Origin of the sequence: Citrobacter sp. Cpo069 (genome assembly GCF_030332785.1) — a bacterium.
Classification (GTDB): Bacteria; Pseudomonadota; Gammaproteobacteria; order Enterobacterales; family Enterobacteriaceae; genus Citrobacter; species Citrobacter portucalensis.
In genome coordinates this window covers 13,330-31,322 of the sequence record NZ_JAOWHD010000040.1, presented here as the reverse complement: position 1 = coordinate 31,322, position 17,993 = coordinate 13,330, and the positions used below count along the sequence as shown (strand labels likewise).

The 17,993-nt window shown below is 50.7% G+C and carries 21 protein-coding genes, 1 tRNA gene and 1 riboswitch; of the genes, 7 read left to right on the top strand and 15 right to left on the bottom strand.

What is annotated here, in order from left to right; translation table 11 throughout:
* Positions 1-43 precede the first annotated feature (43 nt).
* The 3 genes from tnpC to OGY08_RS25190 are packed head-to-tail and all read right to left on the bottom strand — an operon-like array spanning position 44 to position 2,305.
* Positions 44-1,579, bottom strand: a complete 1,536-nt coding sequence (tnpC, locus tag OGY08_RS04255; protein ID WP_032430836.1) for an IS66 family transposase — start codon at positions 1,577-1,579, stop codon at positions 44-46.
* Between the two features lie 49 nt (positions 1,580-1,628).
* Positions 1,629-1,976, bottom strand: a complete 348-nt coding sequence (gene tnpB, locus OGY08_RS04250; RefSeq protein WP_000609174.1) for an IS66 family insertion sequence element accessory protein TnpB — start codon at positions 1,974-1,976, stop codon at positions 1,629-1,631.
* Positions 1,973-2,305: a transposase gene (locus OGY08_RS25190; protein ID WP_050586387.1), complete on the bottom strand. Its 333-nt coding sequence runs from the start codon at positions 2,303-2,305 to the stop codon at positions 1,973-1,975. Before OGY08_RS25190 ends, tnpB begins: the two co-directional genes overlap by 4 nt.
* 304 nt (positions 2,306-2,609) lie before the next feature.
* On the opposite strand from OGY08_RS25190, the gene OGY08_RS04245 reads away from it, so the two are divergent.
* Positions 2,610-3,023 (top strand): CoA-binding protein, encoded by a 414-nt coding sequence (locus OGY08_RS04245; protein WP_032942909.1) that lies wholly within the window; start codon positions 2,610-2,612, stop codon positions 3,021-3,023.
* A 67-nt stretch (positions 3,024-3,090) separates the two neighbouring features.
* Here OGY08_RS04245 and hspQ read toward each other — a convergent pair whose 3' ends face one another.
* Together hspQ and rlmI are read right to left on the bottom strand one after the other, a co-directional pair.
* Complete coding sequence (hspQ, locus tag OGY08_RS04240; RefSeq protein WP_003035905.1) at positions 3,091-3,408, bottom strand: heat shock protein HspQ; 318 nt, start codon at positions 3,406-3,408, stop codon at positions 3,091-3,093.
* A 57-nt stretch (positions 3,409-3,465) separates the two neighbouring features.
* A complete protein-coding gene (gene rlmI / locus OGY08_RS04235; protein WP_060682455.1) occupies positions 3,466-4,656 on the bottom strand; it encodes a 23S rRNA (cytosine(1962)-C(5))-methyltransferase RlmI in 1,191 nt (396 codons plus the stop codon).
* Positions 4,657-4,750: 94 nt separating this feature from the next.
* Here rlmI and yccX point away from each other — a divergent pair, with 94 nt between their 5' ends.
* Positions 4,751-5,032 (top strand): acylphosphatase, encoded by a 282-nt coding sequence (yccX, locus tag OGY08_RS04230; RefSeq protein ID WP_020996508.1) that lies wholly within the window; start codon positions 4,751-4,753, stop codon positions 5,030-5,032.
* Here yccX and tusE read toward each other — a convergent pair.
* Together tusE and yccA are read right to left on the bottom strand one after the other, a co-directional pair.
* Positions 5,029-5,358: a sulfurtransferase TusE gene (tusE, locus tag OGY08_RS04225; RefSeq protein WP_008784296.1), complete on the bottom strand. Its 330-nt coding sequence runs from the start codon at positions 5,356-5,358 to the stop codon at positions 5,029-5,031. The two genes, yccX and tusE, sit on opposite strands and share 4 nt — an antisense overlap.
* Positions 5,359-5,446: 88 nt before the next feature.
* Entirely contained in the window at positions 5,447-6,106 is a 660-nt protein-coding gene (gene yccA, locus OGY08_RS04220; RefSeq protein ID WP_008784297.1) for an FtsH protease modulator YccA, read from the bottom strand.
* A 270-nt stretch (positions 6,107-6,376) separates the two neighbouring features.
* Here yccA and OGY08_RS04215 point away from each other — a divergent pair, with 270 nt between their 5' ends.
* Together OGY08_RS04215 and OGY08_RS04210 are read left to right on the top strand one after the other, a co-directional pair.
* Positions 6,377-8,005, top strand: a complete 1,629-nt coding sequence (locus OGY08_RS04215) for an ABC transporter substrate-binding protein (RefSeq protein ID WP_125363229.1) — start codon at positions 6,377-6,379, stop codon at positions 8,003-8,005.
* A 142-nt stretch (positions 8,006-8,147) separates the two neighbouring features.
* A tRNA-Ser gene (locus OGY08_RS04210) sits at positions 8,148-8,235 on the top strand.
* A 153-nt stretch (positions 8,236-8,388) separates the two neighbouring features.
* Here the strand turns inward: OGY08_RS04210 and OGY08_RS04205 are convergent.
* The 8 genes from OGY08_RS04205 to OGY08_RS04170 form a co-directional block, all read right to left on the bottom strand.
* Positions 8,389-9,192, bottom strand: a complete 804-nt coding sequence (locus OGY08_RS04205) for a cytochrome c1 (RefSeq protein ID WP_008784299.1) — start codon at positions 9,190-9,192, stop codon at positions 8,389-8,391.
* A 2-nt stretch (positions 9,193-9,194) separates the two neighbouring features.
* Complete coding sequence (locus tag OGY08_RS04200; RefSeq protein ID WP_057067672.1) at positions 9,195-10,355, bottom strand: cytochrome b; 1,161 nt, start codon at positions 10,353-10,355, stop codon at positions 9,195-9,197.
* 1 nt (position 10,356) lies between these two features.
* Positions 10,357-10,908 carry a ubiquinol-cytochrome c reductase iron-sulfur subunit gene (gene petA / locus OGY08_RS04195; protein WP_008784301.1) on the bottom strand — a complete coding sequence of 184 codons (552 nt, stop codon included), beginning with the start codon at positions 10,906-10,908 and terminating at the stop codon, positions 10,357-10,359.
* Positions 10,909-10,935: 27 nt separating this feature from the next.
* Positions 10,936-11,376, bottom strand: coding sequence for a pseudoazurin (locus OGY08_RS04190; protein WP_008784302.1), 441 nt, complete (start codon positions 11,374-11,376; stop codon positions 10,936-10,938).
* 10 nt (positions 11,377-11,386) lie between these two features.
* Positions 11,387-12,202, bottom strand: coding sequence for an ABC transporter ATP-binding protein (locus OGY08_RS04185; protein WP_008784303.1), 816 nt, complete (start codon positions 12,200-12,202; stop codon positions 11,387-11,389).
* Positions 12,199-13,266 (bottom strand): FecCD family ABC transporter permease, encoded by a 1,068-nt coding sequence (locus OGY08_RS04180; RefSeq protein WP_020996505.1) that lies wholly within the window; start codon positions 13,264-13,266, stop codon positions 12,199-12,201. Before OGY08_RS04180 ends, OGY08_RS04185 begins: the two co-directional genes overlap by 4 nt.
* 65 nt (positions 13,267-13,331) lie before the next feature.
* A complete protein-coding gene (locus OGY08_RS04175; protein ID WP_008784305.1) occupies positions 13,332-14,387 on the bottom strand; it encodes an ABC transporter substrate-binding protein in 1,056 nt (351 codons plus the stop codon).
* 221 nt (positions 14,388-14,608) lie between these two features.
* Positions 14,609-14,831, bottom strand: a riboswitch (cobalamin riboswitch).
* Positions 14,832-15,078: 247 nt separating this feature from the next.
* Complete coding sequence (locus OGY08_RS04170) at positions 15,079-15,582, bottom strand: GNAT family N-acetyltransferase (RefSeq protein WP_286565717.1); 504 nt, start codon at positions 15,580-15,582, stop codon at positions 15,079-15,081.
* Between the two features lie 218 nt (positions 15,583-15,800).
* Here OGY08_RS04170 and OGY08_RS04165 point away from each other — a divergent pair, with 218 nt between their 5' ends.
* From OGY08_RS04165 to tsgA, 3 genes are all read left to right on the top strand, one after another.
* Positions 15,801-15,956, top strand: a complete 156-nt coding sequence (locus OGY08_RS04165; RefSeq protein WP_156183252.1) for a hypothetical protein — start codon at positions 15,801-15,803, stop codon at positions 15,954-15,956.
* Positions 15,957-16,068: 112 nt separating this feature from the next.
* Positions 16,069-16,776, top strand: a complete 708-nt coding sequence (deoD, locus tag OGY08_RS04160) for a purine-nucleoside phosphorylase (protein ID WP_032942921.1) — start codon at positions 16,069-16,071, stop codon at positions 16,774-16,776.
* Between the two features lie 38 nt (positions 16,777-16,814).
* Positions 16,815-17,969, top strand: a complete 1,155-nt coding sequence (gene tsgA, locus OGY08_RS04155) for an MFS transporter TsgA (protein WP_286565709.1) — start codon at positions 16,815-16,817, stop codon at positions 17,967-17,969.
* The last annotated feature ends 24 nt before the right edge of the window (positions 17,970-17,993 follow it).

The window sequence follows — 17,993 nt, the reverse complement described above, 5'->3', positions numbered from 1 at the left end:
CCGTAAGCGTGCAGTGAGAACCGTATTGACGAAGTGAAGCTGGTCAGGCAGGCAGAGTAACCCGCCACGGGAGCAGAGCACCCACCCGGTTCACAGGCCAGTCGGCGATGACATCAAGTACATAATGCAGATAGCGTTCCGGATCCACGCCGTTTAATTTGCACGTCCCGATAAGACTGTACAGTGACGCACCGCGCTCACCACCATGATCCGAGCCGAAGAACAGCCAGTTTTTTCTCCCCAGACTGACCCGTCGTAGGGCGTTTTCGGCAATGTTATTATCCACCTCCACCCAGCCATCTTCTGCATAGCGGATCAGCGCCGGCCACTGGTTCAGCGCATACCCGAACGCCTTCGCCAGTTCTGAGTGCCTTGAGAGGGTTTTCTGTTTCTCCCGCAGCCACCCCTCCAGTGACGCCAGCAGCGGCAGCACTTTTTGGTGCCGGACTGCCTGCCGTTCCTCTGCTCTTTTACCTCTGATCTCCGACTCGATGGCATACAGCTCGCCGATCCGTTTCAGCGCCTCCTCCGTCAGGACTGACGGGGTACGGACGTGAACATCGTGGATTTTTCGGCGGGCATGGGCCCAGCACGCGGCTTCCTTTATATGGCCGTCGCGGTAGAGCTCGTTGAACCCGGCGTAGGCATCAGCCTGCAGTACGCCACTGAAGCCTGCAAGATGGGTCTGAGGGTGGATACCTTTTCTGTCCGGGCTGTAAGCGAACCACACTGCGGGGGCCAGCGCTGATCCGGCGTTGCGGTCGTCTCGAACGTACGTCCATAAGCGCCCGGTCTTCGTCTTCTTATTGCCCGGCAACAGCACCGGGACAGGCGTATCGTCAGCATGGAGTTTGCCGTCGGTCAGGACATAGTGCTGAAGGGCTTCATCCAGCGGTGCCAGCAGACGACAACACGCATCCACCCAGCCCGACAGTACAGAACGACTCAACACTACACCCTGGCGGGCATAGATCTCCGACTGGCGATACAGCGGTGTGTGCTCTGCATACTTTGAGGTCAGCACTCGGGCCAGCAGCCCCGGTCCGGCGATCCCCCGTTCGATGGGGCGCGAAGGAGCCGGGGCCTGAACGATGCGATCGCACCGACGGCAGGCATGCTTTTCACGGACTGTCCGGATAACCCGGAAGGCGCTGCGCATCAGCTCCAGCTGTTCGGCGGCATCCTCACCCAGGTAACTCAGCGAACCACCGCACTCCGGGCAACGCGGCTCAGTCGGCAGCAGCCGCTTCTCATCCCGTGGGAGTGACTCAGGGAACGGTTTGCGGGTGCGGGTCTGACGCAGCGGGCGCTGCACTGCCGGGTCATCCACCCGGCCGGTCAGCGTATCGCTTTCCTGCTGCAGCAGGTTCAGGTCAGCTTCCATTTGCGCGATACGGCGGGATACCTTTTCGGAACGACTGCCGAAGTTCATCCGGCGCAGCTTATCCAGTTGCGCCTGCAGATGGTCTATTTCGCGTTCCCGGTTGCTCAGCTTTTCCTGCAGGGCGTGGATCAACGCTTCCTGTTCGGCCAGGCGCTGTTTCAGCAGAAGGATGTCGTCAGAAGAGGTATCGTTCATAAGCCTGTATTTTACCAGGCTTATTCTGCGACAACCAGGATAAAGAGCGCTACAACATGGTCAGGGATGTCAGTAACCGCTTTGGCTGTCGCCAGTCGATACCTTCCATCAGCATCGCCAGTTGCGCCGGCGTCAGGAACACTTTGCCATCGCGGGCTGAGGGCCAGGCGAAGCGACCACGTTCCAGTCGCTTTGTCAGCAGGCACAGACCATCGCCGGTGGACCAGAGCAGTTTTACCTGACTGCCGCTGCGTCCCCGGAAGATGAAGACGTGGCCGGACATCGGGTCATCTTTCAGCGCGGTCTGCACCTTTGCGGCGAGGCCATTGAAGCCGTTGCGCATATCGGTGATACCGGCAACCAGCCAGATTTTTGTGCCTGCGGGAAGATTTATCATACCGGCCCCCGCATCAGTTCGCGCAGGACAGTGCTCATGAGTTCAGCAGAGGGATGAGTCAGTGTTATTTCTCCTCCCCGACATTTTATGTGGCAGGTAGCGGGAGGAGAGCAGGATGGTAGTTCGAAGGTTGGGAGAGAAGAGCCCGCCTGAAGCTGCACGGGTATCAGGGCAGGAAGCGACGATGAGTTTTTTCGGGGCCGACAGACCCGCCCTTCACGCTGCCAGAGCCTTATCCATTTAAAGAGCAGGTTATCATTGACGTCATGTTTCCGGGCCAGTGCGGCAATACTGCCTTCTTCTTCAAGAGCCAGCCTGACCAGTTCCATTTTGAATTCAGGGGAATAGTGTTTCCGGGGAAGTCTTTCTTTAGCGCGCATGAGGTGTCCACCTGCAAAATAAGTGGGTGCTTAAGTTACAGGATCCTGGATTCGGGACCAGACGGTACTCAGACGACGCTTACGTTTCTCCTGTCCAGAAAATATCTCTATAAGATGTATCTAAATTTTTCGATAATCATGTTTACTAACATATAGACATATTTTTGAGTTTAGCTCTCATGCGCCAGTATGGGATGAATGGTTGTGGGGGCAGGTTTGTCGTACACTTTGCTAAACAGCCTGGAGGAAAACGATGAAAGAGACCGATATTGCTGGCATTTTGACAACGACCCGTACGATTGCGCTGGTGGGGGCAAGCGATAAACCCGATCGTCCAAGCTATCGGGTGATGAAATATTTACTCGATCAGGGCTATCACGTTATTCCTGTTTCACCGAAGGTTGCCGGAAAAACGCTGCTGGGGCAGCAGGGCTATGCGACGCTGGCAGATGTACCAGAGAAAGTGGATATGGTAGATGTCTTCCGTAATTCTGAAGCGGCGTGGGGTGTTGCTCAGGAGGCCATTGCCATCGGAGCGAAGACCTTATGGATGCAGCTCGGCGTGATTAACGAGCAGGCAGCCGTGCTGGCTCGCGATGCAGGGATGACGGTGGTGATGGATCGCTGCCCGGCGATTGAGATCCCGCGGCTGGGACTGGCGAAGTAAGGCTGATCTGTAGCCGAACAAAACGCACAGGCCCGATTAGCGAATCACCATCGGGCCTGTGTTAGCATCAATTGCGCAGGCGCGGGGCCTGAAGCTGTTTTCGAATTGTTCGCGCCAGTTCATCCATCGACGGTTGCTCCGGATGTTCTTCCTGTAGCTCACTACTCAGTTGCGCTTCGGCCAGATACGTATGCACTGGCAGACCATTATCGTCTTCCATCACCACGTGATACCAGGGAGCGGCGCGAAGTTCGTCGTTAACCGCCAACTCATCGGCTGACGGTTGATCAAGCGAATATTCCGGGTCGATATCCACGACCACTCCGAGGTAACCTAACAGGGAATGGCGGACCTGCTGGCCGATACCGAATTTGCTGGCAATCATAGTCACCTCCCGGGAAATAGATACCCTTTATGTAAGGGTAATATTCCACTTTTCAAGTTACATGATGCGACAGGCAAACCCTTTCAGATACAGCCCTTCCGGGTAGGTAGCGATCACCGGGTGATCGGCGGCCTGACGGAACTGCTCTATAAATTGTACATCACGACCAGCATCTATTGCGGCATCAGCGATGATTTTCTGAAATAAATCGGTGGTCATTAGCCCAGAGCAGGAGAAAGTCAGCAGCACACCGCCCGGATTGAGCAACTGAATAGCCAGCATATTGATGTCCTTATAGCCGCGGCAGGCGCCCATCAACTGGCTTTTGTTTTCGACAAATTTCGGCGGATCCATCACGATGACGTCGAATTTCTCACCACGATCGCGATAAGCACGCAGAAGTTTGAACACATCATCACGCACGAACTCAGCTTTGCTCAGATCCAGCTTGTTCAATTCCACGTTCTGGCGGGCAATATCGAGCGCTTCCTGAGAGGTGTCAACGCTGACAACCTGACGGCATCCGCCCATTAATGCTGAGACCGCAAAGCCGCCGGTATAAGAGAAACAGTTCAGCACACGCTGATTTTCCACATAACGACGCGTGGCCAGGCGGCTGTCGCGTTGATCGAGGTAATAGCCGGTTTTGTGACCATGCTGAATATCAACCAGCAGCTTCATTCCGTGCTCTTCAATCGGCAGCAGGGCTGGCGGAAGCTCACCCGTTACTGGCCCTTGAGTCAGCTCCATACCTTCTTTTTTACGTACGGCCACATCGCTACGGTCATAAATGGCGCAGTCCGGGAAAACAATTTGCAGAGCGCTAATCAGCGCGGCGCGTTGGTATTCAGCCCCCGCACTGAGCAACTGCAACACCAGGAAGTTGCCGAAGCGGTCAATGGTGATGCCCGGCAGGCCATCGGATTCTCCGGCGATCAGACGGTAACTGTCCAGACCGTCTTTTTTCGCCAGCCAGTCACGCCATGTTTGCGCTTGTTGTAGACGACGGGCGAAGAAATCAATATCGATGGACTCAGACTTGTCGAATGTCCAGACGCGTGCACGGATCTGCGACGCGGGTGAGTACGCGCCGCGTGCTAACCATTTACCCTGATGGTCAACAATATCGATGGTTTCACCGAGGTTGGCTTTACCTTCCATACGTGCGACAGCACCGGAAAATACCCACGGATGGCGGCGCAGTAATGATTTTTCGCGCCCTTTGGCTAACACTAAACGTACACTCATAATTTACTATTCTGTCAATTCAAAGAAATGGGCGCCATTGTCCTGAGTTTTACGCATATTTGCAACGCGCGCTGTGATGATAAGGAGAACCGCAATGTCGAAAGTCTGCATAATCGCCTGGGTCTATGGCCGGGTTCAGGGGGTAGGATTTCGCTACACCACCCAGCATGAAGCACAACGGCTGGGGTTGACCGGCTACGCGAAGAATATGGATGACGGCAGCGTAGAGGTTGTCGCCTGCGGTGAAAGCGACCGGGTAGAACAGCTGATGAAGTGGTTGAAAGCCGGGGGGCCGAGCAGCGCCAGGGTTGACCGGGTTCTCAGTGAACCACATCGTCCTGGCGACGAGCTAAAGGGATTTAGTATCCGCTATTAAATACATTTCACCGGTTTCGGCAGGCCGGCAATTTTAGTCGCCTGCTTGGCCGGACCTTTCGGGAACAGGCGGTAGAGATAACGGCTGTTGCCTTTCTCTTCGCCAAACTTGTTGGCCATCGCTTTTACCAGCATGCGGATAGCGGGGGAGGTATTAAACTCCAGATAAAACTCGCGGACAAAACGCACCACTTCCCAGTGTTCCGCGGAGAGCGTAATGCCTTCGTTTTCGGCGATTCTCTCCGCCAGCGCCTCGCTCCACAGCGTGGTATCTTTCAGATAGCCTTCGCTATCGGTACTGATTTCTTTACCTTCAAAGATCAACATAATTCGTCACTGCGTTAGTCAAACTGGCGGCAGTTTACCAAAAAAGAAAGCCCCGCATAAGCGGGGCTGGATAATGCGTGTGGACATCTTAATCGCGGCTGGCGAAGCCCAGAATACTCAGCAGGCTGACGAAGATGTTGTACAGCGAAACATACAGGCTAACGGTGGCACGAATATAGTTGGTTTCACCGCCGCGGATGATATTGCTGGTTTCAAACAGGATTGCGCCTGAAGAAATCAGAATGAACACCGCGCTGATTGCCAGATGTAATGCTGGCAGTTGCAGGAAGATATTGGCAACCATACCAATCAACACCACTACAACACCCGCCATCAGCATACCGCCGAGGAAGGACATATCTTTACGCGTGGTCAGCACATAGGCCGAGCAGCTGAAGAAGACCAGCGCCGTACCGCCCAGCGCCATGGCGATAACATCACCCATGCCTGCGGACAGGTATGTATTCAGCATCGGTCCCAAGATGTAGCCCAGGAAGCCAGTGAAAGCGAAAGCTGACAGAATACCAACCGGTTTATCCGCCGTTTTATAGGTCAGGAACATCAGACCATACATACCCACCAGCGTCAGGATAAGTCCCGGAGAAGGTAACATCAGTACGGTACTGGCGGTTGCGGTGATCGCTGAAAACGCCAGCGTCAGGCTGAGCAGGAAATAGGTATTGCGCAGCACCTTATGCGTGCTGAGTAGCGATGTACGCTCGCGCGAAGAACTAATAATACGATCCATGAGTCACTCTCTTATGACAGATGTAATTAATGATGGAGGATAATGAAATCAAGAGGAATGACACAGCGGTTTTACCCATCTTTACGCATTTTAGCCCGCCAGACTTAAGCATATTATTTCAACAAAAGTTCCCGAATTAGATGTTAGCACTGTATGTGCAAAAATGTCAGATCGCTATCTACCAGGTAACTGAAAAATATTGCGTTATTCCTGAATCTCTCTGACAGTGACATCGGTGTCTACATAAAACAGAGCAATAAGGTAAAGGGAATGATTCAACATAAATCGAAGATATTGACGTTTACGCTGTTGGCTGTCTGTTTGATGTCTATAAACGGCGCGGCGAGGGCGGCAAATGTTCCCGCAGGAACACTACTGGCAGAAAAACAGGAACTGGTCAGAAACAACGGCAGTGAGCCGGCATCGCTGGATCCGCATAAAGTTGAAAGCAACGTTGAGTTTAATTTAATCAGCGATATGTTCGACGGTCTGGTTGCTGTCAAGCAGGATGGGTCTATCGAACCCCGTCTAGCCGCGTCCTGGGAGAATAAAGGCAACGCTGTCTGGACCTTCCATTTACGCCCGGGCATAACCTGGTCAGATGGATCTGCTATTACCGCACAGGATGTCGTCTGGAGCTGGCAGCGTCTGGTTTCGCCGCAAACGGCTTCACCTTATGCTTCTTATCTGGGCAACATGCACGTTGCGAACGCGGTTGATATTGCCCAGGGGAAAAAAGATCCCTCTACGCTGGGAGTCAAAGCCCTGGATGATACCACGCTGGAAATTACCCTGACGCAACCGACGGCGGCGTTTCTGGCGATGCTGGCGCATCCATCTCTGGTCCCGCTGGATAAAGTGTTGATAGGTCGTTTTGGCGATAAGTGGACCCGGCCAGAGCATTTTGTCAGCAGCGGGCCGTACAAATTATCGCAGTGGGTGGTTAATGAGCGCATCGTTGCCGAGCGTAACCCACATTACTGGGACGATCGGCATACGGTTATTAATAAAGTTACTTATTTGCCTATTAGCTCAGAGTCGGCTGACGTAAATCGCTATAAGGCCGGTGAAATCGACATTGTGTATAGCGTACCGGTTAACCAGTTCGCGCAACTGAAAGAAACAATGGGGGATGAACTGCATGTCTCGCCTCAGCTTTCAACGTATTACTATCAGTTCAATACAACCCGCGCGCCGTTTAATGATCCGCGCGTGCGCCGGGCGCTGAATATGGCGTTGGATAAAGACATCATTGCGCAAAAGGTGATGGGGCAGGGGCAGCGAGCAGCGTGGGTTATCAGCCAGCCGGAAATAGGTGGGGTGAAACTGCATGCGCCGGAGTATGCGTCATGGCCGCTCGAAAAACGTATTGCTGAAGCCAAAAAACTGCTGGCTGAAGCCGGTTTTGGTCCTGAGCATCCGCTTAGCTTAAATCTGCTCTACAACACCTTCGAAACGCACCAGCGTATTGCGATTGCCGCATCGTCGATGTGGAAGAAAAACCTTGGCGTCGAGGCGAAGCTGCAAAACCAGGAATGGAAAACCATGCTGGACACTATGCACACCGGTAATTTTGACGTCGTGCGCTATGCGTGGATAGCCGACTATGATGATGCCTCAAGTTTCCTCAATATCTTCCGGACCGGTGATAGCGAGAACACCACCAAGTACAGTAACCCCGCCTTTGATGAAGCGATGCGTAATGCGGCGAAAGCAAGTTCACTGGAAGAACGCGGCAAATACTATCAGCAGGCTGAAGACCTTTTAGGTGAGGATGTGCCCGCGATTCCGGTTTACCACTATGTCCGCACGCATCTGGTGAAGCCGTGGGTGGGGGGATTTGCGCCGGATAACCGGGGAAATTACTACACCAAAGATATGTACATCAAAAAACATTAAGTGCTATAGCTGGTATTCGTGCTGAATAAATGGTCAATCTGTTGTTATTTCAGTCGATTAACAACATTTTGGCTATTTTTCAGGCAAACGAACACATTGGTGCTTTACAGGTCCGTTCGGGATGTTTATAGTGCGCCTCATTGGAAGCGTGGCCGAGCGGTTGAAGGCACCGGTCTTGAAAACCGGCGACCCGAAAGGGTTCTAGAGTTCGAATCTCTACGCTTCCGCCAAACATAAACCCCAAGCTATAAAATAGTTTGGGGTTTTTTCATTTTGCTCGGTTTATATTTTGCCTTCCTTTACTCGTCTTACTCGCGCAAGGGCAACTGCGCACCTGACCGGTTGAATGCTGGTGAACTGAGTAATCCCCCGCCTCGCAAGACCTACATGAGCGAACGTCTCTTCATTAGTCGTGCTATCCATAGCAAGCCCAGCATAATAGCCAGATAGCCCATAACGTAATTTCCCTGTTGCTTTCGTTCAGAAATCGTCGGGTCGGCAGCCCATGCCAGAAAGGCGGTAACATCCCTGGCATATTGCTCCTCAGTTTCAGCTTTTTTCGACGCTGGGCTCCATTGGATCTCCCCACTCGTCAGCGGTTTTGGCATGTTAATCACACCGCCAGGAAAATAGCGATTAGCCTTCAGTTCGGGATCGGCAGGCAGATAGCCGGTTAGCAGCGCGTAAACGTAATCTGCCCCCTGGTCCGTGTAGGGCAGAAAAGCATCTAACAAAAATTGTGGGAATCCGCGATCGTATGAGCGGGCACGGACGATATAGCTCAGGTCAACGGGTTCAGCGCCATTATTAAGGTAGCGTGCTTCCCGGTCGTTTAGATATGGTGATATAAAGCTGTCATTTAGCGTACCGTCGCGCTCACCTATCTGGCCGTCATCCTGAATCGCAGGAAACTGATAGCCGCTGGCGATACTTCTTGCTTCCTCAACCGTGAGTTCCAGACCACCGGGTCTGGTCAACGTCCGAAAGGTAAGGTGTTTCATGCCGTGACAAGCGCGACACTTCTCTTCATAAACCTGCAGACCACGTCTAAGCTGTTCCTTATCATATTGACCGGTAATGCCGCTGAAGCTCCATTCCTGGCGTTCAGGCGTGGCTTCCTGCGCATATGAGGAACCCAGCCCCAATAGAGAAAAGGACAGGACGCTGAATTTCAATAGTTGTTTCATCCTCAATCCTGTTTTTCCAAAAAACGACGGCAAGGTAAGACGATTAAAAACCAGGCAAACCAAATCAGTGTCGAAAGCTGGGATGCGGCACGAATCCAACCCTCTTCATTACGAAAGCCATCAAGAAGATCCGGGCCAACCAGCGCTTTCGACCCTAACCAGCCTAAAAAGCAGGCATTAATAACCCATAGCCAGTATCCGCACTTAACCAGTTTGCTGTAATGGCGAAAACGAGCTCGGGAAGTATCAAGCCAGGGCAGAAAATAGAAAATCAGTATCGAACCGCACATCGCGGCTAGTCCCACGAATTCATTCGGGAAGCAGCGCAAGATGGAGAAGAAGGGAAGGAAATACCATTCCGGCGCAACAATCGCGGGTGTAATCGTTGGGTCCGCAGCAATAAAGTTGTCGGCGCTGCTCAGATAGTGCGGTGCGAAGAATAAAAACCAGGCGAAAACCATCAAAAAAAGAGTGATTTTGATAGCATCGAGATCGGTAATTTTGTAATCGAACAACAGGCTCCTGGACTCTTTCTCGCTAAACTTCTTTTTCATCGCTTGGGCAAACGCCGACTGTACGGTACGTATATGGATAACCGTGGCGACGATAATCACGATGGGAAGAATAAAGTGGATAACAAAAAAGCGGCCAAGCATCGGTGTCCCCGGCGTATGGCTGCCGACTAAATATGCGTAAATTGAATCACCCACCAGCGGGATAGCCTGGGCAAAACGGGTAATTACAGTTGCCGCCCAGTAGCTTTTTTGCCCCCAGATAAGGCTATAACCAAGAAACGCAGTTATCATCAGCAGGATATACAGCGTGACGCTAACCATCCACATTGTCGTCCAGGGCTTGCGGTAAACGTTGTAGTACATACCACGAAAAATATGCAGATAGCAGGCAAAGAAAAAGAGCGACGCGCCAATAGCATGCATGTTGCGTAACAGCTCTCCATGGCGAACCGCGCGCATAATATGAATAATGGAGTCAAATGCCAGCTCAGCCGTCGGCACGTAAAACATCGCCAGCACAATACCCGTAAGGATCTGCACCCCGAGCATAACCAGCAGGATAGCGCCGATTGCAAATACCCAGAGTCCAGCAACAGAGCGAGGAAAAGGGATACGCCCGCGAAGCGAATAGACAAGCTCATTCCTCATTTCAGACTTCCTTCGTGCCGATACGCACGACCTGCCCATCGGAATGAATAACGTAGTCTGGGATTGCCAGGTTGGCAGTCGCGGGCCCGCGTGTCACGCGCCCGGAGGTATCAAACTCAGAACCGTGGCACGGACAAATCCACCCCTCCCCTCCCGGTCGGGCGTTGGGTACACACCCGGCATGTGGGCAATAACCTTGAACTACCAGCCATTGAGGATGGGCTGCAGAGACCCTGGCGCTGTCTGGCTGTGGGTCGATAAGCGTATCCAGGTCGGCACTTCTGGCAGTAATGATTTCATCCGTGGTGCGATGGTGAATAAGAATCAACTTTCCTTGCCATACACGTCTGACGGTTTGTCCAGCAGCAACACCTGCAAGAGAGACATCAATCGGTTCATTTTCCCCAAGCGCTTTTTCATCCGGACCCAAGGCCGAAACCAGCGGCCAGACTGCAGCCGCGATGCCTGCTGCACCGACAAATTTTGTCAGTTTACACAGGCATTCCCTACGTTGTTCCTGGATTTCGCCGTCTGGAAGTTTATTCTCTGCCACCTCGTATACCTCCCTGAGTATCGCGGATTAACGTTTGTCGATACGCGCGTAAATTTCCTGAAAGCGCTTGTCAGCAATACCTGGTGCTTTGAACGCTCGGTAGCTTTCTGGTAACGAGGCATCTCCAACCTTAATCAGCATCACCATGCCCTGTGCGTAATGCGGTGTACATTTGATGCCGTAAAACCCGGCATTGTCATAAGTAACTTCGATCTCTTCATCTATTTTTCCCATAAATCCAGGATAGCCAGCCGGAGACAATTCAGCGATTGAAGCCGCGTTGTGGCTCTTATGTTTACGGATAAACTTCACCGTATCCCCTGGCTGGATCTCCAGATAATCTGGCTCATAGACCATTGGTCCCCCAGCCCCACGATTTTTCATCAACACTTCGTGAGTTTGTGCGAAGGCAGAAGAGGCGAAGGCGAGTAAACACAAAATTTGCAGACTCTGTTTGAGGTATTTCATTGATTCTTCCTTAAAATTCATCAGGCCGTTGATAACGAATAAAACAATTTTCACCACCCGCATCCTTTTCAATGATGGCGTTGATTCCAAACCAGGTGTGGAGGTTTTCGCGGGTAAAAACGGTGCAAGGTTTCCCCTGCATCGCCATATGTCCGGACGTCATTACGATGATGCGATCGCAGAACATCGCGGCATGATTAAGATCGTGCAGAGCGGCAATCACCGTGAGTTTTTCACGTTTAACCAGACTCAGCAGGCCAATCTGATGTTGAATGTCGAGGTGGTTGGTGGGCTCATCCATCAGCAACAACTTCGGTTGTTGCGCCAGCGCCCGGGCGATATGCAGGCGCTGTTTTTCTCCCCCTGAAAAGGTATGCCAGCAGCGATGCTGTAATTCACTGAGATCGACCTTTTCCAGCATAGTTTGCACAATATCGTCATCTTTGGCGGACCAGGGGGAGAGCATGCTAAGCCAGGGGGTTCGCCCCAGAGAAACGGCTTGTAAAGCGGTAAGACGCTCGCTGGTTTCAGCCTGTTGTTCGACCAGCGCCACCTGTTGCGCAAGATGACGCCGCGAATAATGCTGTAGCGCCTTATGTTGCAGAGTGATGTACCCGGAGGTCGGCTTCAGCAAACCGGCCAGCAGTGAAATCAGTGACGTTTTGCCCGAGCCGTTGGGACCAATGATGCCGACAAACTCACCGGGCGTTACGCTGAGTGAAATGTCATCAACAATCGTCTTACCTTTAACCCTCCAGCGCAGATTACAGGCTTCAATAACGGCTTGTGCAGAGTTCACAAGGGGGGATACGAGATTCACCGTCATTTGTTCTGGTTTCCTCTAATCAGAATGATTGAAAACGCAGGGGCGCCAACCAGAGCTGTGATCACGCCTATTGGTAGAACCTGGCCGGGGAGTAACGTGCGGGAAATAACATCTGCGATAATGAGGAAAATCGCGCCGGTAAGCGCACTCACTGGCAGCAGTCGATGATGCTGGTTGCCGACCAGCAGACGAGCGGCATGCGGGATAACCAGACCGACGAAGCCGATCGCACCAACAATGGAGACCATAATTGCCGTCATGCCGGTGACGGCGGCAATCAGTACTGCACGGGTACGTTTTACTGGAATGCCCAACGATGCCGCAGACTCAGCGCCAAAGGAGAAGGCGTCGAGATGACGGGCATAACAGAAGCACAGCACAATACCGACCAGAGCGGTAGGAATGGCTAAGACAACATCGGGCCAACGTACACCGCTCAAATTACCTAACAACCAGAACATAATTCCACGCGCTTGCTCGGCATTTGCTGAGCGGGTGATGATGAGCGACGTAATTGCATTGAAAAGCTGCGAGCTGGCGATGCCGGCAAGAATGATTTGGGTTGTCACACCGCCGCCTTGTCTACCGCCAGCAGCCATTGCCAATAGTGCAACGAACATAAATGCCGTTAGCGCGCCAATGAAAGCCCCCAATGACATGCTGATAACGCCGGCCCCAAGCCCGGTGAGAGCAATCAGCACCGCTCCGGTGGATGCTCCGGCAGAAATCCCCAGTAGATAAGGTTCGGCGAGTGCATTGCGTAGCAGCGACTGTAACACTACGCCGGAAACAGCCAGGCAGGCACCGCAACTGGCAGAGACCAGCGCTCGGGTCAGGCGATAGTTCCAGACGATCCCTGCATCCAGCGCATCGACAGGATAGTGGGTATCAAAAAGATGATTTGCCAGCGTACTGAGCACATGCCGCCAGGGGATCAGCGTTTCGCCGATGGAAATCCCCGCCAGCAGTACGCAGCACATCAGCGCACTGACCCAGACGGTATGCCCACCGACTCTCACTGCAAGCAGACCAAAGGCACGACGCATCCTGCGTGGATCACTCATGATTATCTGCGTTCCTGAGTAACAGAGATGCGCTATACCGCGCAGGATATAGCGCAAAACGTAGATTAATGAGCAGCCTGCGGATGAGCTAAGCCATATTCAACCAGGGCATCAGCCAGTTTTTCTAGCCCATCAATAGTTCTGATCCCAGCATTCATTGTCTGTACGTCGATGACCGGCAGATGGTTTTCCTTAACGGCAGGAACCAGCGTGGTGACAGGATCGGACTTGAGGTATTCCATCTTGATCTTCCAGTCATCTGCCGGGAAGCGGCGACGGCTCATCTCGCCGAGCACAATGACAGAAGGATTAGCTTTAGCGATAGTTTCCCAGCCCACTGTTGGCCATTCTTCGGCAGAATCAATCACATTCTTCACACCCAGTGTTTGGGCTATCCATGCTGCTGGGCCAAACTTTCCGGCAACGTAAGGATCGAGCTGTAAATCGGCACTTGAAAACCAGAACACGGCAGAAACATTCTTATCAATACCGGTAATTTTATTTTTCGCTGCGGCTTCACGTGCTTTAAGGCTGGCAATCAGCGCTTCGCCTTTATCCTGAACATCGAAGATTTTTGCCAGATCGGCGACTTCCTGATACACCATGGTGATATCAAACATCCCTTTACGGACACCATCACCACCATCTTCGTTATCTTTCGCACAGTCAGCTGGCGCGGTGTAAACAGGAACCTTCAGTTCACTAAACTGTTCATAAGAGGCAACCGTGCCAGCTGGGCCGATTTGCCACTCAAACTGGCTGGCGACCAGATCCGGTTTTTTAGCCAAAATCCCTTCAAAGCTCGGAATATTTTGCGCAATAACGGCAACTTTTTCATTTTCTGTTTTATAGGTGTCCAGTACCGGGCCAAACCACAATGAAGTACCGACGACGCGATCGGCAAGCCCTAATGAATAGAGGATCTCGGTACTGTTCTGACCCACCGTTGCCACGCGCGTTGGTGCCTGATTAAAGGTAATATCGCGGCCGCAGTTTTTAATCGTCAGAGGATATTCAGTTTTTGCCGCGTTAGAAAAACCGGAAGCGAGCAGCAGAGCAGTGGTACCAAAAATAGCCAGAAGCGTTTTTTTAGAGGAGTAAAAGGTAGAATTAGCGTGCATTGTCATCGTCCCGTTGATGCCAGAATCTTAAGGTCTGGTCATGGCTCATTTCATTCCATATATCGGGAGGAGACATGAAGATAGATGACATTGAATCGTGAAATTTAAGAATAAAGATATGCGAAAAATGCAAATAATCCTGACTTAGCCAAAATCTTATTCATAAATACACTACTGCTTGTGTCAAATAATTCATCCCATGGACCATCCCGTCCACTCAATGGTATACATCATTGACAGCAGGTCTCCTGACTCACGGTAATCAGAATATCAGCCTTCCCATAAAGATAAACTTTACAGTGACCAGTGGCTTATTAGCCACACAAGGATATTCTGCATCCGCCTACAGTTGCGGGGGCAGTTATGGAATTGAATTAAATAATTCTCACCATATTCCTATTCATACACAAAATGTAATGAAATGCTGTCGAAAGTGACTCTAACGGCAATTGTTAACAAGGTCAACCACGGAATGTAAGAGGTAAAGAGATAATGCCGTTCTGAAAATGATCAGTAAAAACAATAGGATGTAAATGCATTCCTCTGTGTGTTGCTATAAATGAAAATAACAACAGAAAGCTAAATGAGAATTGATTGATGTTGATCAAACTACGAGCATGATTCAATCTCTGCGTATGAAACATATTGATCACCATCAAAAATGCTGCGGATTGGTGTTTGAATCCTTTTTTTATGAACTCTCCATATGTACCAATTGCCATTCATCCTGCATATCCATAATCACCTTAAAATTATTACGCATCCAGAAGTGATATCCTCCGGGTAAAAAATGATGGGTGTGAAGATACAACGTTTTATATTGATGTTGCTGGCAGAATACATCTGCTAAAGCAAACAATTGGCTACCAATTCCCTGTCTACGATAGCGTTCATCCACGTAGCAACGACAAATTTCTGCCGTTTCACGCAAGTTGTAACGCCCACGCAGTTCAGTAATACGATCATTATATTGACATACCGCCAGTGTGGCGATTAATTCTTGGTTTTCACTCCATGCGCAAAGCAATAAATTTCTTTCCTGTAACAGATACTGTTGTTCGAGATCAAAGAGATCTTCTTCGGCAGAAGGCATGGATCTGCCGGCATTGAAGAATAAATTAAGATGCTCAATAAGGAACGACTGAACAGCAGGAATATCGGCGTGAGCCATCTCACTAAATCTAAATGGGATCATGGCATGCATAACTCAATCTTAGAATGGAAAACGATAATAACAATAAGCCTCCTTTAAAAACAATATTGAGCGGCAAGAGTCAGAAATGCAATTATCTTTGGCGCTATTCTGCATACGGATTATAAATGGGAATCGTAAGTCCCTGCTGCTGGCGACGGTAGTGACCACGCCGCTGAGGGGATTTGGGGGGCCACAATCGGATGGTGAGGCGCTTGCTTGTGACTGGTTCCCGTCGCAGCCGTCGCCTTCATCTGGCAGTGCGAATTTGCCATGAACAACGTACTGCTTCTTTGCGTCGGGATGCTGATGTTACTCACCGCACGCCAGAAGACCAACACGCTGTGTTCCGTTTTACCACTTACCTGCACCACTAACTCTCAAAAATGAGAGGCCGATCCTCTGAGCAGGACTTTTGTCCTCAATCACCTCACAAACGTCTGGTTACAATCCCTGCATATCTTCAATACCCATAATTCAGGAATTGTTATGACTGCACATATTAATGCCAAGCCAGGTGATTTCGCGCCAACCGTTATTATGCCGGGCGATCCGCTCCGTGCTAAATTTATTGCCGAAAATTATCTAATGGATTACCGTGAAGTCACCAATGTACGTAATATGCTGGGTTATACCGGTTTATATTTTGGGCAACCTGTTTCGGTGATGGGACATGGAATGGGCATTCCTTCAATGACGCTTTATGCCCATGAACTGGTACATGATTTTGGTGTGCAAAGAATTATACGTGTCGGCAGTTTAGGGGCAACACAACATCATGTCAAAATGCGCGATATTATCCTGGCCGTCGCCGCCGGAACGGATTCAGTCACAAATTTAAAACGTAGCGCAGGCTATGCGATGGCAACATCCGCCTATTTCCCATTATTGCAGCAGGCGTGGACGCTGGCACAGAAAGCCGGTATTGATATTAAAGTGGGCAATGTTTTCAGCGGCGATCTTTATTACGACCCTGACGAAAATTTAATACCGGCATTGGAAAAATTCGGTGTGCTGGGTGTAGATATGGAAGTAGCAGGCTTATACGCTTTAGCGCATCAGTTTAATATTGAAGCGCTGGCTATTTTAACTGTCTCCGATCATTGCCTGACCGGAGAAGAAACAACCGCAGAAGAACGACAATTGACCTTTAACAACATGATTGAGTTGGCGCTAAATACTGCTGTTACCGCTTAGTTCCGGCTTTTAATTGAACCAATCAGAGATGGCATTATATGAAGAATAAAATAGCACTTACGCTGATTAGTTTTCTGGCAAATTTTATTATGGCAGGGTTTGCCAGTCAGTTCGGTATGCTAATCGAACCGATTGCAGTACGCTACGGCGCCGATGTGAATACCGTTGCTTCGATATTTTCGTTGCTCAATGGTGGAGCATTAGCCGGCACTATCGCCGCCTTTTTCCTGATTGAGAAAATCGGTGTGAAGCGTATGACGCTCATTATCTATTCGATAGTGTTCCTTTGCGCTCTGGTAATGCATTTAAGCCCTGGCTTATGGCCTGTGATGGTCGCCATGACCCTGGTGGGCTTTTGCGGTGGGATCGGTCTGTGCGTGGCGGGAACGATTGTGGTATCGGTCTGGCAGGATCGTATTCAAAGTACGATGCTGGTGGTGCAGGACGCCACTTTCAACGTTGCGGGCGTGGTTTTTCCGCTGATCACGACCTTCGCCCTGACGCACAATATGTCGTGGAGTTACAGCTATCTAAGCGTGGGTATGGTGGCCTTACTCACGCTGGGCGTTGTGGCGCTCACCCGCTTTACTGCCTGCGAGACGGCGCCCACGGCAGATCGGACAGATAAGGTAAAATCGGAGTGGAATCCAGGGATCATCAGCGGAGGCATTGGCCTGTTCTTAGGTATGCTGGCGCTGTACACCTTCCTGACCTGGGCACCATTATTTGTGAAGAACAAATTTGGCATTCCCTTTGAAGAAGCAGGAAATATTATTACGCAATACTGGGGCGCTGCGCTGGTCGGGGCATTAGTATCAACCGTCATTGTTTCTCGGGTGAAGATACATTATTTCCTGCTAAGTATTATTCTGCTGGCTAGCATTATTACCACAATTATCGTCACGAAGGATAATATCTCCGGGCTTGATTATCTGGCATACAGTTACGGGTTTGTCTGTGCTGCGCTGTATAACTCATTTATTGCCTATGGTGTTTCTTTCGTGAAGCGTGCGAGCAGTCAGAACGTTTCTTATATTTTAATTAGCGGCAGTGCCGGGGCCATGTTTAGTCCGGCGATCAGCGAGCTCATGGAAAAAACAATGGGATTGCAGAAAATTATGTACGCGATACCGGTGTTGTATTTAATTATCTTTGTCATGTTGATGGTGACATTAAAACTCAAACGTAATTAAAAGCACTGATAACACTTACCTCTT

What these genes read in the sequence shown, in the direction of transcription:
- tnpC (WP_032430836.1), bottom strand. Translation starts at nt 1,579, where the DNA reads ATGAACGATACCTCTTCTGACGACATCCTTCTGCTGAAACAGCGCCTG.
- tnpB (WP_000609174.1), bottom strand. Translation starts at nt 1,976, where the DNA reads ATGATAAATCTTCCCGCAGGCACAAAAATCTGGCTGGTTGCCGGTATC.
- OGY08_RS25190 (WP_050586387.1), bottom strand. Translation starts at nt 2,305, where the DNA reads ATGGAACTGGTCAGGCTGGCTCTTGAAGAAGAAGGCAGTATTGCCGCA.
- OGY08_RS04245 (WP_032942909.1), top strand. Translation starts at nt 2,610, where the DNA reads ATGAAAGAGACCGATATTGCTGGCATTTTGACAACGACCCGTACGATT.
- hspQ (WP_003035905.1), bottom strand. Translation starts at nt 3,408, where the DNA reads ATGATTGCCAGCAAATTCGGTATCGGCCAGCAGGTCCGCCATTCCCTG.
- rlmI (WP_060682455.1), bottom strand. Translation starts at nt 4,656, where the DNA reads ATGAGTGTACGTTTAGTGTTAGCCAAAGGGCGCGAAAAATCATTACTG.
- yccX (WP_020996508.1), top strand. Translation starts at nt 4,751, where the DNA reads ATGTCGAAAGTCTGCATAATCGCCTGGGTCTATGGCCGGGTTCAGGGG.
- tusE (WP_008784296.1), bottom strand. Translation starts at nt 5,358, where the DNA reads ATGTTGATCTTTGAAGGTAAAGAAATCAGTACCGATAGCGAAGGCTAT.
- yccA (WP_008784297.1), bottom strand. Translation starts at nt 6,106, where the DNA reads ATGGATCGTATTATTAGTTCTTCGCGCGAGCGTACATCGCTACTCAGC.
- OGY08_RS04215 (WP_125363229.1), top strand. Translation starts at nt 6,377, where the DNA reads ATGATTCAACATAAATCGAAGATATTGACGTTTACGCTGTTGGCTGTC.
- OGY08_RS04205 (WP_008784299.1), bottom strand. Translation starts at nt 9,192, where the DNA reads ATGAAACAACTATTGAAATTCAGCGTCCTGTCCTTTTCTCTATTGGGG.
- OGY08_RS04200 (WP_057067672.1), bottom strand. Translation starts at nt 10,355, where the DNA reads ATGAGGAATGAGCTTGTCTATTCGCTTCGCGGGCGTATCCCTTTTCCT.
- OGY08_RS04190 (WP_008784302.1), bottom strand. Translation starts at nt 11,376, where the DNA reads ATGAAATACCTCAAACAGAGTCTGCAAATTTTGTGTTTACTCGCCTTC.
- OGY08_RS04185 (WP_008784303.1), bottom strand. Translation starts at nt 12,202, where the DNA reads ATGACGGTGAATCTCGTATCCCCCCTTGTGAACTCTGCACAAGCCGTT.
- OGY08_RS04180 (WP_020996505.1), bottom strand. Translation starts at nt 13,266, where the DNA reads ATGAGTGATCCACGCAGGATGCGTCGTGCCTTTGGTCTGCTTGCAGTG.
- OGY08_RS04175 (WP_008784305.1), bottom strand. Translation starts at nt 14,387, where the DNA reads ATGCACGCTAATTCTACCTTTTACTCCTCTAAAAAAACGCTTCTGGCT.
- OGY08_RS04170 (WP_286565717.1), bottom strand. Translation starts at nt 15,582, where the DNA reads ATGATCCCATTTAGATTTAGTGAGATGGCTCACGCCGATATTCCTGCT.
- deoD (WP_032942921.1), top strand. Translation starts at nt 16,069, where the DNA reads ATGACTGCACATATTAATGCCAAGCCAGGTGATTTCGCGCCAACCGTT.
- tsgA (WP_286565709.1), top strand. Translation starts at nt 16,815, where the DNA reads ATGAAGAATAAAATAGCACTTACGCTGATTAGTTTTCTGGCAAATTTT.